Below are 14992 nucleotides of genomic sequence, written 5' to 3'. Positions count from 1 at the left end.
TAGCCATGGATATGCTCTTATATATCGGCAAGGTAAATCTGTACTGGATTTTATTATTTGCCTGTTACCGACTGATGCTCCGGAACCACACCTTTTTCCAGTGGAACCGCATTTACCTGCTCGGCTCGATCGCGATCGCATTTGCATTGCCTTTTGTGATATACCCCGAAACCGCGCCGGCGATCCCGGCTATTTACGAAGTAAGCTCGGCCCCGGTCGCCATTACGTTTGAGCAGCAGGAAGAGCCGCTGGTAACGTGGACGCAGGCAGCGTGGTTTGTTTACATCGTCGGCCTGATCATCTCGCTTATCTACCTGATTCGCCATATTCTCCAACTCAGAAATTTTCTGAAATCCGGCGAAGTGATCGAGCTGGAAGATTGCACCGTAGTGATGATCGACTCGAACAAGATCGGCTCATTTTCTTTCCTTAAATGGATTGTAATCAATCGAAACGACTATGAGAGCCATTTTGACGATATTCTGTGTCATGAAATGGTGCACACACGGCAGTGGCATAGTGCGGATATTCTGTTTTTGGAGATCATGAAAGTGCTGTTCTGGTTCAATCCGGTCCTGCTCCTCTACAAACGCGATTTACAGGAAGTACACGAATTCCTGGCCGATTCGAAAGCTTCCAACCGGGAGAATTATGCGCGTTTTTTAGTCAGTTATGCATTAAATGCGCCCGTGGCTTCATTGACAAACCATTTTTTCAAACCATCACAACTTAAATCCCGAATCCAGATGATCTACAAAAACCGAAGCCCGAAATGGCTGCTGAGTACCTATCTGGCAGCAGCTACACTAATAGGCGCCACCGCATTGTTCGTAGCGGGCTGTGAGCAGCGCGAAGACAAACAACCAGAAACAGCCAAAACAGGGGAAGAGAAAATGCCTGACAAAGTTTTCATGGTAGTGGAAACCCAACCGAAATATCCGGGAGGGGAGACAGCGATGTTTCAATTTCTAGCCAGGAAAATCAAGTATCCGACGGCAGCGGCCAAAGCAAATGTGCAGGGAAAGGTATTTGTTTCATATATCATCACTGAATCGGGCAATGTGCAGAATGTCATGATAGAAAAGGGTATTGGATTTGGTTGTGATGAGGAGGCAGTGCGGGTTGTGAAAAGTATGCCTGCCTGGACACCAGGTGAGCAGAACGGGCATAAAGTGAATGTAAAAATGACGCTTCCGATCAATTTTATGCTGGAAGAAAATACCTCGGGAAGATTGAACCTCGAAGACACGAAAGATAATCCTTTGTATGTGGTCGACGGAAAGGAAATGAAAAAGGAGGATGTTCAAAAAAACGTCCAGTCTTACCAGATCGCCTCGGTGAATGTACTTAAAGGTGACCAGGCTGTTGCTTCTTATGGTAACAAAGCGAAAGGCGGAGTAATTGATATTACTACAAAACCAGCCAAGCCGGAAGCTTCGAACGAGGCTACCGTCGTGCATATTTCCGATAAAACGAACGACCAAGCCTCAGGTACCGCCAAAGTGCGTGAGCTGAACCCGGGTGGTACAGCCAGTGTGGGAGTACGGTTCAAAGGCGACCCGTCGGCAGAGAAAAATCCGCCATTGTACATCATCGACGGTGTTAAACAAACGGACGGTTTGAGCACATCCGAACTTGATCCTGATAAAATTGAATCAATCAGTGTTTTGAAAAAAGCAGGAACACCGGATGTTTACGGAGAAGAAGGTAAAAATGGCGTAGTCCTGATCACGACCAAGAAAAACTAGAAATCATGGAAATGCTGACCTATCTGGCAAAAACGAACCTGTACCTGGTACTGTTCTACGGCTGTTACTGGTTGTTTTTCAGGCAGCATACGTTCTTCAAGTGGAACAGGTTCTATTTGCTAGCGTCGATTGGGGCAGCGTTTTTGCTCCCTGCGATCACGTTTTGGGTTCCTGCGCCGGTATTAGAAACCAGTTACGACCAGCAATCCACGCAACTAATTCCCGCAGTTACCGAAACGGTAGAGGAGCCGTTCAACTGGGCTATCCTGGTAGCGGGTTACTATCTGGCGGGAGTTATGGTCATGATTTTCAAGTTATTAAGCTCATTTCAAAAGTTATTTTCGCTACTCCGCCGCGGCGAGCGCATTCGCACGGACGCTTACACGCTCCTGCTATTCGACAACGGACAACTCCAAAGTGCAGAAACCGGCTCATTTTCATTCTTTAAATGGCTGATCGTGAACAGGTCAGACTATGAGAATAACCCCGACGCGATCATCCGCCACGAATATGTGCATATCCGGCAGTGGCATAGTTTCGATGTGATTTTGATTGAGCTGCTGAAAGTGGTGTTCTGGCTCAATCCGGTAGTGTGGATGTACAAGCGTTCGATACAGGCTGTGCACGAATACCTCGCCGATGCGGAAGCGCCGAACCGTGACCGTTATGCAAATTTCCTGGTCTCCTATGCATTAAAAGTGCCTGAACAGGTACTCGCGAATCATTTTGCCAATTCATCCTTACTTAAAAACAGAATTCAGATGATATACAAAAACCGCACTTCAAAATGGTTGCTGGGGAAATATGCGCTGATCATCCCACTGACTGCGCTCACTGTTTTTCTGACCGCTTCTAGAATGTACTTGCCTGCGCCGGAACGTGAAAATCCGGCTGTTAATGAAAGTTTTGGTATTGATATTAAAGGAACTGTTTCGGACAAAAGCGGAAACAAAATTGCCGATGCGATCGTGATCGTAAAAGGAACTAATCAGGGTGCACCGACTGATAAGCAAGGAAAATATGAGCTTCGTAATGTGCCGGAAAACGCCTCGATTGTAGTCAGCCACGTGCAGTTTAAGTCGCAGGAAATGACGATTGATAAAAACAAACTTACTTACGATTTCACACTCGAAATTGATAATGAACCAATTAAAGCTTCGGCTACTGCTAATAATGCAGCTATCGAGAAGCCAGCTGTTACTAAACAAAATGCCGGACCTTTGACAGTAGCAGAACAAAAGCCGCAGTTTCCAGGTGGACATCAGGCGATGCTCGAATATCTCAAAACTAACACCAAGTACCCGGAAAGCGCAAGCAAAGCGCTTGTCTCAGGTTCCGTGTTCGTGAGATTTACTGTTGCAGAAGAAGGTTCTATTGGTAATATAGTGATCGTAAAAGGCGTAGGATTTGGTCTGGATGCAGAGGCTATCAGACTTGTGAAGAATATGCCCAAATGGGAGCCCGCGGTACAGAATGGAAAACCTCTGAGCGCGGCGCAGAATATCGAAATTAGATTTGATCTGCCAGGTGAGAAGTCCGATAAACGCCAGGGATTTCATTTACCCGAACCTAAACCGTTTCTCAAAGTTGTCCGGATAGCTAAAGTAGAGGTTGAGGATCTTTTTAACTCTTCCCTTGCTTTCTTTGAGCCTAAAACGTTCAAGCCGTCAGCGAATCCTCCAAAAGCTGAATATCGATTTACCCCCGATTCGAGCAGTTATCGATTTATGAATTACTACACTACCGGTCTGCCAGAGTATTCCATGGGACTTCAAACAAGCGGCAAGTACAAATACCTGAAAGAATCCACCGAAAAAAGTAACTAGTCTCGGATAAAATGTATTGGCTGTTATTTCTGCTAATGTTTCCATATTTTACGGCAACCAAATCAGAGATAACAGTTTTAATATGCCCATTCTCAAAGTCGCCATTATAGGCGGCGGCCACATTGCCGACCAGAACCATATTCCTGCATTAAAAGCGCTCAATGATCGGGTTGAGATCGTTTCGGTTTGCAGCCGGGTAAAAGAAAAGGCCCGCGCGCTGGCCGACAAGCACCAGATCCCGTTTGCTTACGATAATGCCGCGGAAATGTACGCGGGCGAATGCAGGCCGGATATTGTTGTGATCTGTACTGCCAATAACCTGCATTATCCTTTTGCGATTCAGGCGCTCGAAAACGGCTGTCACGTATTCTGTGAAAAGCCGCCGGCACTTACTGCCGGGCAAGCCAGCGAAATGGCGGAACTGGCCAGAGAAAAAGGCAAAACACTGGCTTATAACTTGCAGTTACGGCAAACCCCTGAATTTGCGTTAATTAAAAAATGCCGCGAAGAAGGAACGCTGGGGCACATTTATCACATTAAGGCCAATTATCTGCGTCGGCGCGGGATACCGGGCTGGGGTAATTTTACTAATAAATCCATACAGGGAGGCGGTGCATTAATGGATCTCGGCGTGCATATCCTCGACCTCGCGCTGGAAATGCTGGACTACCAGATGCCGGATCGGATTGTGGCCAACACTTATGATTTCCTGGGTAAAGCTGGCGGTAAAGGTTTGATGGGCGAGTGGAGCCCGGAGAGTTTCGAAGTAGAAGACGCCTGCTTTGCGCATTTATCTTTTCCCGACAATTCAAGTATCTCATTATCATCTTCATTCGCATTGAATATGAAGGCTGACAAAGACGTTAACCTGGAAGTATTCGGAACAAAAGGCGGCGCAGTTTACAAACCGCTTTCGCTATTTACAGAACTTGGCGGCGAGCTTGCGAATATCGATTTTCCCCATATAGAAGAAGCAGATATCCAACTCAAAAACACAACCGCATTCCTCGATGCCTGCGAAGGAAAACCAAGTAATATAGCGAATGCAGAGCAGGGAGCGATTTTACAGAGGATTGTCGCTTTGATTTATGAGAGTGCCGGGAGTTGGGAGGAAAGGGAGGAAGGAGGAAGGGAGGAACGGAGGAAGGAAAATGGGATAAACAGGGAGGAAGAAGAAATTAGCTATAGAAAAGGAGAGGGAGAATGGCTGAACGGGACAAAACCCATTCCTCCATTCTCCCTTCCACCCTTTCCTCCCTTTAAAATTATTTCGCAGTAGCCATTACCATTTTAATATCATTCTTGGCGCCAAGTTCCAGTACATCTACGAGGTCCTGGACTGCGAGGTTTTTATCTACTCTCAAAACGATCGTACGCTCTTCTACATTGGCGAAAATGCCTTGGAGTTCGGCTTCGAGGCGGTCGAAAGGAATTTGTTCTTTATCAATAAAGTAACCCTTGTTTTCATCCACCGACAACGTAATCTGCTTTTTGTACATCTGCTGTGTCGCGGAAGCTTTGGGAAGCATCAGCTTGATCACGTTCGGATTGGACATCGTGGAGATGATCAAAAAGAACAGCAGCAGGAAAAACATGATATCGTTGAGCGAGTGCGTGAACACCTCAGGGGCAAACCGGCTCTTGCGACGTATTTTCATAAATAAATTTGTCTTTTACTTCGCAGCCACCGGCTTTTGTAATACATCCAGAAAATCAGAAGCCGCCATTTGCAAACGCAATGCGAAATTGTCGATTTTCATATTCAGCAAGTGGTACCCTGCGTAAGCGATCAGACCGATGATCAGACCCGAGCCGGAAGTGATCATTTTTTCATACATACCACCCGCAATCGTACTGATATTGAAGTCGTTGGAAATAGAGATATCGTAGAAAATCCGGATAATACCTGAAATTGTACCCACAAACCCTAACATAGGCGCGATACCTGCGATTACACCGAGGTAAGGCAGGTTACCTTCCATGCGCTGGATCTCGATCTGGCTGGCATTTTCAATGGTAGTTTCAATGTCCTTGATCGGGTAACCGATTCGGCCACAGGCTCTTTCCAGGATCCGGCCCGCTGCATTGCGCTGGTTGCGGCAAAGCGATTCAGCCGATTTCAGGTTTCCCTGCTGGATAAAATCTTTAACATTGTCCACAAACTGCGGCTCGATCTTTCCATTTGCACTAATTCCTAAAAACCGCTCGATGATCAGAAAAAGAGTTGCCAGGAAAAGTAAACCCAGCGGTAACATCACCCAACCCCCTTTTGCGAGAAGATCTATAATGGAAAGTCCCTGGTCAGCAACAGGCGCTGCTACCGTAGAGTCAGTAAGTGCTTGCAGAAGCATCATATTAAATATAATAGTGAAAGTTTAAGCGAATGGAACAGCGGTCAATCCTGGAAAAAATGGCTTTGAAAATAAACGGAGGCATGCCTGCCATATTGTTTAAAGGCCAAATATAGGAAAATTACTACATATTATTTTTCATCCTAAACCAGCTGATTTCGCATAAATGAACCCTTTTTTCTGTTTTAAGTTTTAGTAAATGCCTTCATTCTGTTTCAGATCGTGTATGAAAAGATACTTTGCAATATCCTCTGCCTTCGCATTTCTCGCATTGGCATTATTCCAGCTTTCCTGTTCCAATGATAATGAGCCGACTGTTGGAACCGGCAGTATCGTGGTGAATTTCAGCAACATGGCCGGCGATGCGAAAGTGGCTTTGAATAGCGCCACCTATACGAATGCAGCGGGTGAAGATTTCACGGTCAGCAAACTCAATTACTATATTTCCAATATTAAATTCACCAAAGCCGACGGCAGCACCTTTACGGTACCGAAGGATTCGAGCTACTTTTTGGTAAGGGAAGTAGATGAAGCATCACAAATCCTGAAAATTAACAATGTACCGACGGGCAACTACGCTGGAATTGAATATGTGATCGGAGTGGACAGTCTGAAAAGTATTGAAGAACCGGAGAACAGGAAAGGGATCCTGGATATATACACTGGCCCGACGAACGAAGAAGCTATGTATTGGAACTGGAATCCGGGGTACATTTTCCTTAAGTTCGAAGGAAAATCGGACTCGTCTACCATAGCGAATGGAAAATACGAATACCACATTGGCGGCTTCGGCGGGAGATCGGGAAGAACGTTGAACAATATCAAGACGGTAAAATTGAGTTTCGGTAGTCAAGCAGCCTCAGTTACCACCACAGCGACACCGCAGGTTTATATTCAAGCTGATATCCTCAAAATTTTTGACGGCCCAACCAAACTGCGTATTGCAGAGAAACCAGGAGTAATGTTTGAACCGTTTTCAGCGAATATTGCTGAGAATTATGCGAATATGTTCAGCGTAAAAGAGGTGCGAAATAACTGATTACAAGTCAGTAGCTACAATGAAAAAGATCTTCAACTTTTCGGTCATGCTCACCTGGATTTTGCTGGTGCTGATATCCTGTGGAAAGGATCCCGAAAAGCCGCTGCCCGAGCCGGAACCGAAACCGACTGGCCCGACGCCCGTACAATTTACCAAACCCTCCTATTTCCCCGCGCCGGTTTATGATCTGTCCAAAAATCCATTGACCGAGGAAGGTATCGAGCTGGGCCGGTTTCTGTTTTACGATGGAATATTATCCAGAACTGACAATATAGGTTGTGGTACCTGCCACCAGCAGCAGGCCGCATTCACCCACCACGGACACGACCTCAGCCACGGCGTGGACGACAAGATCGGAATCCGGAATTCTCCCTCAGTACAAAATATGGCGTGGAATACCTCCTTTTTCTGGGACGGCGGTGTGCACGCAATGGACGAAGTGCCTCCGGTACCGATTCAGAACGAGGTTGAAATGGGCGAAAAGGTCGCTACTGTAATCGAAAAGCTAAAAAATACACCCGTAGCAGGCGCGACCAAGCAGGTAAACTATCCCAAAATGTTCGAAGCTGCTTTTGGTACGAATGAAATTACGGCGGATAAAATGATGAAAGCATTGTCGCAGTTTATGATGACGATGGTTTCGGCTACCTCACGCTACGATTATTATTTGCAGGGAGACGCGTCGGCTTTGAATGCTTTGGAAAAAGAAGGATTATCGGTTTTTAAACAAAAATGCAGTTCCTGTCACGCTACGGAGCTTTTTACAGACCATAGTTTCAGAAATAACGGCTTGCCGCCCAACCGGATCAACGACCAGGGCAGGTATGCGATCACATTAAATGAGGCCGACCGCCTGAAATTCAAGGTGCCGAGCCTGCGGAACATCGGCCTCACTGCGCCATACATGCACGACGGGCGGTTTACGACTTTGGAAGAAGTGCTGAACCATTATGCAAACGATAATGCAAAACCCAGCATACACGAATCAAACACGCTCGACCCGCTTCTGAAAACGGGTACCAAAGCTGGCATACAGCTGAATGCGACTGAGAAACAATCGATCATCGCATTTTTGAGAACATTAAACGACGAGCAGTTTATCAGGGACAAGAAATTTTCAGATCCCGGAATTGGGACTTCGCTGTGAGGAGAACTAGCAAGTTATGTGCTTTATGAATACAGCTTATAGTCCGGCGCATCGTCAATTCAGCTGACTAAAGTCATGATTAAACATTCATTAAAATCAAGGAAAATTGCGATTCGCATTGTTTCTTTGCAGGAAATTAAAACGCAGACAAGACACTAATATATGCAGAGCGGAGAAAAAAATGCGCAGCCCTGGTTAGGCAAAATGCAGGAAAGATGGGGATTGGAGACTACCAGGCAGGTTCTTGTAGTGTTAGCCGTTTTCAGTTTGGCGGGCTCGTCGGTTGTTTGGTTCAGAAAGGGACTTTTTTATCTCCTGGGCTACGACGATCTGACGCCAATGTGGCTCAAAACCATTACCTACATCATTTTCATTTTCCCGACGTACCAGACTTTACTACTTGCATACGGTTTCTTACTCGGCCAGTTTTCATTTTTCTGGGAAAAAGAAAAGAAAATGTTCCGCTGGATCGCCGCGAAGTTCAAAGGCAAAAAATAAGTCAGCATTCAGATATCACATTGAATTTTAAGGAGTGCAGGATTCCCTTTCCTGTACTCCTTATTTTATTTATACATTTGTGACTTATTTAAGGTCAGATCAAGAATAATACTTTATAATCCATGTTTGAGAACTTACAGGATAAGCTAAATAATGCCTTTCGCACACTCAAAGGAAAGGACAGGATATCCGATATAAATGTTGCCGCAACTACCAAGGAAGTCCGCAAAGCGTTGGTCGACGCCGATGTGAACTTCAAGGTTGCCAAAGAAATTACAGACCGCATCCGTGAAAAAGCGCTTGACAGAAAGATATTGATCTCCGTCGAGCCGGGACAAATGTTCGTCAAGATCGTTCAGGAAGAGCTGACCGAGTTGATGGGCGGAACAGCCGAAGGGATCAATATCAAAGGCGACCCGGCTGTGATCCTGATCGCAGGTTTGCAGGGTTCCGGTAAAACTACTTTCTCCGGGAAACTGGCTGCATTACTCAAAAAACAAGGTCGCCAGGTTCTGTTAACTGCCTGCGACGTGTATCGTCCCGCGGCGATCGACCAGCTGAAAGTGCTCGGCGAGCAGGTGGGCGTGGAGGTATATTCAGAGCCTGAGAACAAAAATGCAGTAAGCATTGCACAGAATGCAGTAGCGTACGCAAGGAAAACGGGCAAGAAGATTGTGATCGTCGATACTGCGGGACGTTTGGCGGTGGATGAAGTAATGATGCAGGAGGTGGAAGATATTAAATCCACTGTAAAACCATCTGAAATTCTCTTCGTCGTGGATTCGATGACGGGACAGGATGCGGTGAACACGGCTAAGACATTTAACGAAAGACTTAATTTTGACGGAGTTGTATTAACAAAACTCGACGGTGATGCACGTGGTGGAGCGGCGCTTTCGATCCGTCAGATTGTAGATAAGCCGATCAAATACATCAGTACCGGCGAAAAAATGGAGGCCCTGGATTCTTTCTATCCCGACAGGATGGCGAGCAGGATCTTGGGTATGGGTGACGTTATTTCCCTTGTTGAGCGCGCGCAGCAGGCTTTTGATGAAGATGAAGCGAAGCGTATCAATGCGAAAATGCGTCAGAATAAGTTTGATTTTGACGATTTCCTTGGTCAGTTACAGCAGATCAAGAAAATGGGTAACGTGAAAGATCTGATCGGTATGATCCCTGGAATGGGCAGCGCGATGAAGGATCTTGATATTAGCAATGAATCCTTCAAACCTATTGAGGCGATCATTCAGTCGATGACCAAAAAGGAGCGGGAAAATCCGGATATGATCGACGGAAGCCGCAAGAAAAGGATCGCAGCCGGTAGCGGAACCACCATTTTACAGGTCAATAACCTGATCAAGCAATTTGATGAAATGCGGAGAATGATGAAGAAGATGAATACCATGCAAGCTGCCGGTAAACTGAATAAAGCGATCCGCCGCTAGTGATGAAAAAATTGTTTTGCCTGCTCACCGTTCTTTTTGCATTAAATACAGAAACACTCAAAGCACAAGCTTCTGTGGGATATTATCCGTGGAGCAGCCTGCTTTCGGTAAGTACCAACCCGCGGAAAGCGATCTGGCTCGATACCCGGTTTCAGACCAACTCACTTTTTAGCAGTCTGAGTGTCGATCTACTTCCGATGATCAATTTGAAAAGGGGCGAAGTTGTACAGTGGTATATTGGCGGCGGACTTCGACTGAACCCGCTCTACCGCATTGCTGACGCGGATGCAGACCTGATTACGATCGACGGATATTCACTGAATGTGGGTGTTAGAATATCACCGTTGCCTCAAAACAGGAACATTCAGCTCGCTCTGGAACTGAATCCCTATGTGAAGGACGAATTTGACAGCGGGGTATTGAAAAGCCACTTTGGTCTGGTTTATGTTTTTGGTAAAAAGAAAAAGACCGAAGAAACGCCAGCATTGCCGGCAAATCCCTGATATTTAATAATTTCTTAGTGCATGAATGCTCTCAAATCCGGCAAAATCGCCGTTAATTTGAGAGCATTTTTTATTCTGTTTCAAATGAAAATTTTACGGTTATCCCTGCTCAGTTTCGTCTTAGTCCTTTTTCAAAAAGAAAGCGTTTTTGCCCAAACTAAAATTAAAAAGACGCTTTTCGTGATTGTGGACGGGATTTCCAGTGATAGTAAAGAGAAAATTCCCACACCATATCTAGACGCAATTGCAAAAGTAGGCGGCTATACCCGCGCGCACGTAGGCGGCGATAAAGGTACCTATTCCGAAACGCCAACGATCTCGGCGGTAGGCTACAACAGTCTTTTGACGGGCACCTGGGTCAATAAGCACAATGTATTTGACAACGATATCAAAGACCCCAACTATCATTACTGGACTTTATTCCGGTTTTTGGAAAGTCAGTATCCACACAAAAAAAGCGCCGTATTCTCAACCTGGCTGGATAACCGCACGAAGCTGGTAGGTGAAGGGTTGGAACAAACCAATAAGTTGCAGCTAGACTATTCTTTCGACGGCCTGGAAGTCGATACCATTCATTTTCCACACGACAAGCAGGCAGAGTACATTCACAAGATCGATGAAAAAGTAGTGGACGAGGCTGCCATGTACATTCACGATAATGCGCCGGATATGTCGTGGGTTTATCTCGAATTTACGGACGATATGGGCCACCGTTTTGGCGACAGCGAGCAATTCCACAAGGCTATTCAAACCATGGACGATCAAATGGGGCGACTCTGGAAATCTGTTCAATACCGCGAAAAAACCTTTAACGAAGACTGGCTGGTGGTTGTTACCACCGATCACGGTCGCGACAGCAAGACCGGAAAAGGCCACGGCGGACAGTCAGACCGCGAGCGTGGGACATGGATCGTGACGAATGCAAAAGACCTGAATGCCAACTTCAAAGCCAATCCGGGGATCGTCGACATTATGCCTACCGTGGCGCGTCACATGGATATCCACATTCCGAAAGATCAGGCATTTGAAGTCGACGGAATTGCGCTGACAGGGAAAATTTCTATGAATAACCCTACCATTAAAAAAGAGCAGGGAAAAATCGCATTAACCTGGAAATCAATAAATAAGGAAGGAAATGTGAAGGTTTGGATTACGACTACCAACAATTTCGCCAAAGGTACCAGGGACATTTACCACCTGGCCGCCGAAGTGCCGGTTACCAATGAAAAAGCCGAAATAGATATCAGTAAATATCCTTCCGGCTTTTTTAAAGTGGTGTTAGAAGCGAAATATAATAGTGTGAATCGCTGGATCGTGGAGAAATAACAGCTTAGTTGCCGCCGCGACCCGCTTTGTAAGAATCGTATTCTTCGAGTAATTTAATCAGGTCATCGTCGGCAGCGAAGTCAAGTTGCTGCTCACGAATCACGTATTGCATTTTATTCTTTTCGTCGGTCAGCAGTTTCAGGAAGCTTTTTCGGTTTTTCAGATCCACTAAATTCATTTTTCCGTCTTTCAGGATATAAAGTTTCGCCGAAGGGTCCATTTGAGTAGTCGCACTTGCTTTTTCGACTTTGATAGGTTTGACATATTTCTTTAAAAGCTTCGTATTTCCGTCATACATCAAACGGTAAAAGCTCTTTTCAGTCTGATCTGCGACCGAGGGATAGCCGCTTCTGAATGTGTACAAATCGGTGCCGGTGGGCAAATTGAATTCCTTGATACCCGCCGAAACGCGGTACATGCCAGAATCCGACTTATATTCCAGCTCATCCTTATTTACATCATACCGGATTTTCACACCATCCTTAACCTGGTCGTCGGAAGTTCTGATACTGCCCGAATACCATTCTTTAAACAGGTAATGCGAGCCGTCGGTCTCTGCAGAAGCCTCATTGTAGGCAGTGCCTGCAAGACCAGTTGAATCCTGTGCGATCGCCAGGTGTGCAAGTAATATTGGAGTTAAGAGAAAAAATCTTCTTAAATAATTCATGATTTAAGTTGGTTAATTTGATAAGTTCGAAGTTGGGTAGCCGCATTGGCTGGTTTCCCTGTCATCTTTAAGTACTTTTGCCAAAAAAATTGTACCCGTTCCATTGAATATCAGCGAACAGCTCATACATATACGCCAAAGCTTAGCAGGCATCGTTCCGGAAATTTTCCTGGCTCTCCTTTTTTGTTTTATACTGCTTGCTGAACTGCTTTTTCTTAAAAAACTAACTCCGGCAAAATCCGCAGCCTATTTGCAAAACATCGCGCTGGCTGGCTGCATTATCACTTTCGGGCTGGTTTTAATGCAGTGGAATGCTGAACCTTCGTTTAAATTCCATCCCCTGCTCTTCCTCGATCGTCAGGCTGTTTTTTTCAAGTTGATGATCGTTTTTGCCTGGTTATTTACGCTGCTGCACGTCCGGTTCCTGAAATATGATTTCCCGCCGGAATACAATGCATTACTGATCGCGGCCGTGGCCGGGATGAATTTGCTGAGTATGTCCACACATTTGCTCTCTATTTATCTGTCGCTCGAACTCATTTCCATCAGTTCCTATATCCTGGTCGCATTATCGCCCTACCGGAAAGCTGCGGAGGGCGGGATCAAGTATTTGCTTTTCGGCTCAGCCAGCTCGGCAGTAATGCTTTACGGGATATCGTTCATTTACGGCATTACCGGCACGATGGATATTACCAGCGAGGCGCTCACTGTTGGGCTGTCTAACAACAATGACCTGGTGGTAACGGTTACCATTGTACTGACGCTCGCCGGGCTGCTTTTCAAGCTTTCGCTCGTCCCTTTCCACGTCTGGACGCCAGATGTTTACGAATCCGCTCCTACTCCGCTCGTCTCCTTCTTATCTGTGGCGCCTAAGGTAGCTGTTGTATTGGTATTAATGCGCCTTGCGGGGATATTACCGGCGCAATATTTCCCGATCCTGGGCGGAATTGCGCTGATCAGCATGACGATCGGCAATGTAGCCGCCTTGTGGCAAACCAATGCGCGCCGACTTCTTGCCTATTCCTCTATTTCGCAGGCGGGTTATTTGTTAGTAGGGATCGCGGCTTACAGTCGGTTTGGGTTTGAATCTGCTGTATTTTACACTGCTTCCTACTTGATCATCAACCTCGGCGCATTTCTGCTGATTGACCTTTTAAAACCAAAATCCGACACTACTCTCGCCGATTATGAAGGGTTGGGAAAAAGATATATCTGGATTTCCGGAACACTTACCGTGATCATGATCGCGCTCGCCGGGCTTCCTCCTACTGTGGGCTTTACTTCAAAATTATTGATATTTTCTGCACTTTGGGAAAGCTATCATCAGCAGGAATTTCCGTGGATGTTGTGGCTGCTGATCGGCGGAATATTGAATGCGGCTATTTCGCTCGCCTATTACCTGCGACTTCCATATCTATTGTTCTTCAAGTCAGAAAAAGCAGGAACGCAGGCAGTAAGTGATAATATTCCGGGAAAAGTACTCGCAGGAGTTGTACTGGTAGCAGTACTCGCGCTCTTTTTCAGCCCAGAGTGGCTGCTGAAATGGATTACCGCTTTTTAAAAACTACAAAACCGGGCGGACTTTAAATCCTTGCTCTCTCAGCAATGCGATCACGCCCTTTTCACCTCCCAAATGCGCCGCGCCTACCGCAAAGAAGGTAGGTTTTTCACCGATCATTTTTTGAATGCGGGGTATCCATTTTTTATTTCGGTCAAAAAGCATAATCTCCGCATTTCCTTCCAATCCATATTCACTTTTCATGGTCAGATCATACAGCCCGCTGATATTCTGACGCTTGTAAAGTGCCACCATTTCTTCAAATTCCTTTCTCGCTTTCGGTCGGTCGTTGATCAGGGATATGATAATTTTGGCCTGTTCCTTATAGGGTATTGAATCAAAAATTGCCATTTGCTCTTCCAGCGCTTCCAGCCCAACTACTTCCATATTTTGCTTTTTGGCCAGCTCAACCAGTGTCATTTCGTAGGACTGGGGCTGGCAAGCCAATACTGCATGGAAAAGAGGCCCCATTAACACGAAAGGTTTGGCCTTTTCAAGCATCGCAAGCCCCATTCCCACCGAATCAGTATAAAACCGGTTAAGCTGGTTGTATTCGGATTCAGTGATCAGACTTTTCAACTCGACACCATCTTTCATATTGATAGACTTCATCATAGTCATCATCATCCCCGGATCGTCCATATCCATTTCCAATGCGATCTGGCCGGACTTCGTCACGGCCGATTTCAGTGAATCACTCAGCACAAAATCGGCCGGACAGATCAGGTGAATGGTACCAAAAAGGTAGGAAGGTTTAGCCTGCCCGGGTTTCGATATCTCCCAAAGCAACGCGTTTTCAGAAGGAACCTGTGCAAACCCAGCCTCCCCGAAAAAGCAAAACATCAACCCCAAAAACCCCAAAACCCGAATTTTCATACAAACCA

At 45.9% G+C, this 14992-nt stretch carries 14 protein-coding genes; 10 read left to right on the top strand and 4 right to left on the bottom strand.

Annotated elements, in window-relative coordinates; translation table 11 throughout:
• Window positions 1-5: 5 nt before the first annotated feature.
• The 3 genes from KOD92_RS22935 (at window position 6) to KOD92_RS22925 (ending at window position 4853) form a co-directional block, all read left to right on the top strand.
• Entirely contained in the window at window positions 6-1748 is a 1743-nt protein-coding gene (locus KOD92_RS22935) for a M56 family metallopeptidase (RefSeq protein ID WP_215235951.1), read from the top strand.
• 5 nt (window positions 1749-1753) lie between these two features.
• Complete coding sequence (locus KOD92_RS22930; RefSeq protein WP_215235950.1) at window positions 1754-3574, top strand: M56 family metallopeptidase; 1821 nt, start codon at window positions 1754-1756, stop codon at window positions 3572-3574.
• A gap of 82 nt (window positions 3575-3656) precedes the next feature.
• Window positions 3657-4853 carry a Gfo/Idh/MocA family protein gene (locus KOD92_RS22925; protein WP_215235949.1) on the top strand — a complete coding sequence of 399 codons (1197 nt, stop codon included), beginning with the start codon at window positions 3657-3659 and terminating at the stop codon, window positions 4851-4853.
• Here the strand turns inward: KOD92_RS22925 and KOD92_RS22920 are convergent.
• Together KOD92_RS22920 and KOD92_RS22915 are read right to left on the bottom strand one after the other, a co-directional pair.
• The gene (locus KOD92_RS22920) at window positions 4840-5232 is read right to left on the bottom strand and encodes an ExbD/TolR family protein (protein WP_215235948.1); all 393 of its coding nucleotides are present in this window, start codon (window positions 5230-5232) and stop codon (window positions 4840-4842) included. The two genes, KOD92_RS22925 and KOD92_RS22920, sit on opposite strands and share 14 nt — an antisense overlap.
• Window positions 5233-5247: 15 nt before the next feature.
• Window positions 5248-5928 (bottom strand): MotA/TolQ/ExbB proton channel family protein, encoded by a 681-nt coding sequence (locus tag KOD92_RS22915; RefSeq protein WP_215235947.1) that lies wholly within the window; start codon window positions 5926-5928, stop codon window positions 5248-5250.
• Between the two features lie 223 nt (window positions 5929-6151).
• Here KOD92_RS22915 and KOD92_RS22910 point away from each other — a divergent pair, with 223 nt between their 5' ends.
• From KOD92_RS22910 to KOD92_RS22885, 6 genes are all read left to right on the top strand, one after another.
• Complete coding sequence (locus KOD92_RS22910) at window positions 6152-6964, top strand: MbnP family protein (RefSeq protein ID WP_229254807.1); 813 nt, start codon at window positions 6152-6154, stop codon at window positions 6962-6964.
• Between the two features lie 19 nt (window positions 6965-6983).
• Window positions 6984-8111 (top strand): cytochrome-c peroxidase, encoded by a 1128-nt coding sequence (locus KOD92_RS22905; protein WP_215235946.1) that lies wholly within the window; start codon window positions 6984-6986, stop codon window positions 8109-8111.
• A 162-nt stretch (window positions 8112-8273) separates the two neighbouring features.
• A complete protein-coding gene (locus tag KOD92_RS22900; protein ID WP_215235945.1) occupies window positions 8274-8609 on the top strand; it encodes a DUF6787 family protein in 336 nt (111 codons plus the stop codon).
• A 122-nt stretch (window positions 8610-8731) separates the two neighbouring features.
• A complete protein-coding gene (ffh, locus tag KOD92_RS22895) occupies window positions 8732-10054 on the top strand; it encodes a signal recognition particle protein (protein WP_215235944.1) in 1323 nt (440 codons plus the stop codon).
• A gap of 2 nt (window positions 10055-10056) precedes the next feature.
• Complete coding sequence (locus KOD92_RS22890; protein WP_215235943.1) at window positions 10057-10557, top strand: hypothetical protein; 501 nt, start codon at window positions 10057-10059, stop codon at window positions 10555-10557.
• 84 nt (window positions 10558-10641) lie between these two features.
• On the top strand, window positions 10642-11883 hold the full coding sequence (locus KOD92_RS22885; RefSeq protein WP_215235942.1) for an alkaline phosphatase family protein: 1242 nt from the start codon (window positions 10642-10644) through the stop codon (window positions 11881-11883).
• Window positions 11884-11887: 4 nt separating this feature from the next.
• Here KOD92_RS22885 and KOD92_RS22880 read toward each other — a convergent pair whose 3' ends face one another.
• Entirely contained in the window at window positions 11888-12550 is a 663-nt protein-coding gene (locus KOD92_RS22880) for a hypothetical protein (protein WP_215235941.1), read from the bottom strand.
• Window positions 12551-12653: 103 nt separating this feature from the next.
• Between KOD92_RS22880 and KOD92_RS22875 the strand changes: the two genes are divergently transcribed.
• Window positions 12654-14111, top strand: coding sequence for an NADH-quinone oxidoreductase subunit N (locus tag KOD92_RS22875; protein ID WP_215235940.1), 1458 nt, complete (start codon window positions 12654-12656; stop codon window positions 14109-14111).
• 3 nt (window positions 14112-14114) lie between these two features.
• On the opposite strand, the gene KOD92_RS22870 is transcribed toward KOD92_RS22875, so the two are convergent.
• Window positions 14115-14984 carry a TraB/GumN family protein gene (locus KOD92_RS22870; protein ID WP_215235939.1) on the bottom strand — a complete coding sequence of 290 codons (870 nt, stop codon included), beginning with the start codon at window positions 14982-14984 and terminating at the stop codon, window positions 14115-14117.
• Window positions 14985-14992 lie beyond the last annotated feature (8 nt).

This window comes from Dyadobacter linearis (assembly GCF_907165045.1).
Classification (GTDB): Bacteria; Bacteroidota; Bacteroidia; order Cytophagales; family Spirosomataceae; genus Dyadobacter; species Dyadobacter linearis.
This window is presented reverse-complemented; position numbering and strand designations above follow the sequence as displayed.

Bases quoted from the DNA above. Each gene is read 5' to 3' on its own strand.
- KOD92_RS22915 (WP_215235947.1), bottom strand. From the start codon at position 5,928: ATGATGCTTCTGCAAGCACTTACTGACTCTACGGTAGCAGCGCCTGTT.
- KOD92_RS22920 (WP_215235948.1), bottom strand. From the start codon at position 5,232: ATGAAAATACGTCGCAAGAGCCGGTTTGCCCCTGAGGTGTTCACGCAC.
- KOD92_RS22905 (WP_215235946.1), top strand. From the start codon at position 6,984: ATGAAAAAGATCTTCAACTTTTCGGTCATGCTCACCTGGATTTTGCTG.
- KOD92_RS22870 (WP_215235939.1), bottom strand. From the start codon at position 14,984: ATGAAAATTCGGGTTTTGGGGTTTTTGGGGTTGATGTTTTGCTTTTTC.
- KOD92_RS22880 (WP_215235941.1), bottom strand. From the start codon at position 12,550: ATGAATTATTTAAGAAGATTTTTTCTCTTAACTCCAATATTACTTGCA.
- KOD92_RS22925 (WP_215235949.1), top strand. From the start codon at position 3,657: ATGCCCATTCTCAAAGTCGCCATTATAGGCGGCGGCCACATTGCCGAC.
- KOD92_RS22885 (WP_215235942.1), top strand. From the start codon at position 10,642: ATGAAAATTTTACGGTTATCCCTGCTCAGTTTCGTCTTAGTCCTTTTT.
- KOD92_RS22935 (WP_215235951.1), top strand. From the start codon at position 6: ATGGATATGCTCTTATATATCGGCAAGGTAAATCTGTACTGGATTTTA.
- KOD92_RS22910 (WP_229254807.1), top strand. From the start codon at position 6,152: ATGAAAAGATACTTTGCAATATCCTCTGCCTTCGCATTTCTCGCATTG.
- KOD92_RS22930 (WP_215235950.1), top strand. From the start codon at position 1,754: ATGGAAATGCTGACCTATCTGGCAAAAACGAACCTGTACCTGGTACTG.
- KOD92_RS22890 (WP_215235943.1), top strand. From the start codon at position 10,057: ATGAAAAAATTGTTTTGCCTGCTCACCGTTCTTTTTGCATTAAATACA.
- KOD92_RS22900 (WP_215235945.1), top strand. From the start codon at position 8,274: ATGCAGAGCGGAGAAAAAAATGCGCAGCCCTGGTTAGGCAAAATGCAG.
- ffh (WP_215235944.1), top strand. From the start codon at position 8,732: ATGTTTGAGAACTTACAGGATAAGCTAAATAATGCCTTTCGCACACTC.